Annotated in this window: 1 pseudogene; it reads right to left on the bottom strand. The window is 58.2% G+C overall.

What is annotated here, in order from left to right:
* Nucleotides 1-52: 52 nt before the first annotated feature.
* Nucleotides 53-622, bottom strand: a pseudogene (locus tag IM317_RS20815) (IS6-like element IS26 family transposase); the annotation flags it as partial.
* Nucleotides 623-727 lie beyond the last annotated feature (105 nt).

The raw sequence follows: 727 nt of genomic DNA, 5'->3' as shown, positions 1-727 counted from the left end.
GGCACTGTTGCAAAGTTAGCGATGAGGCAGCCTTTTGTCTTATTCAAAGGCCTTACATTTCAAAAACTCTGCTTACCAGGCGCATTTCGCCCAGGGGATCACCATAATAAAATGCTGAGGCCTGGCCTTTGCGTAGTGCACGCATCACCTCAATACCTTTGATGGTGGCGTAAGCCGTCTTCATGGATTTAAATCCCAGCGTGGCGCCGATTATCCGTTTCAGTTTGCCATGATCGCATTCAATCACGTTGTTCCGGTACTTAATCTGTCGGTGTTCAACGTCAGACGGGCACCGGCCTTCGCGTTTGAGCAGAGCAAGCGCGCGACCATAGGCGGGCGCTTTATCCGTGTTGATGAATCGCGGGATCTGCCACTTCTTCACGTTGTTGAGGATTTTACCCAGAAACCGGTATGCAGCTTTGCTGTTACGACGGGAGGAGAGATAAAAATCGACAGTGCGGCCCCGGCTGTCGACGGCCCGGTACAGATACGCCCAGCGGCCATTGACCTTCACGTAGGTTTCATCCATGTGCCACGGGCAAAGATCGGAAGGGTTACGCCAGTACCAGCGCAGCCGTTTTTCCATTTCAGGCGCATAACGCTGAACCCAGCGGTAAATCGTGGGGGGGTGGGGGTGGGGGGGGGGGGGGTGGGGTGGGGGGGGGGGGTGGGGGGGGGGGTGGGGGTGGGGGGGGGGGGGGGGGGGGGGGTGGGGTGGCTGGGGGGG

This window comes from Enterobacter cloacae complex sp. S3, from assembly GCF_014930495.1.
Classification (GTDB): Bacteria; Pseudomonadota; Gammaproteobacteria; order Enterobacterales; family Enterobacteriaceae; genus Enterobacter; species Enterobacter asburiae_B.
The sequence above is the reverse complement of the archived record's forward strand: the minus strand, read 5'-3'. Positions and strand labels throughout refer to the sequence as shown.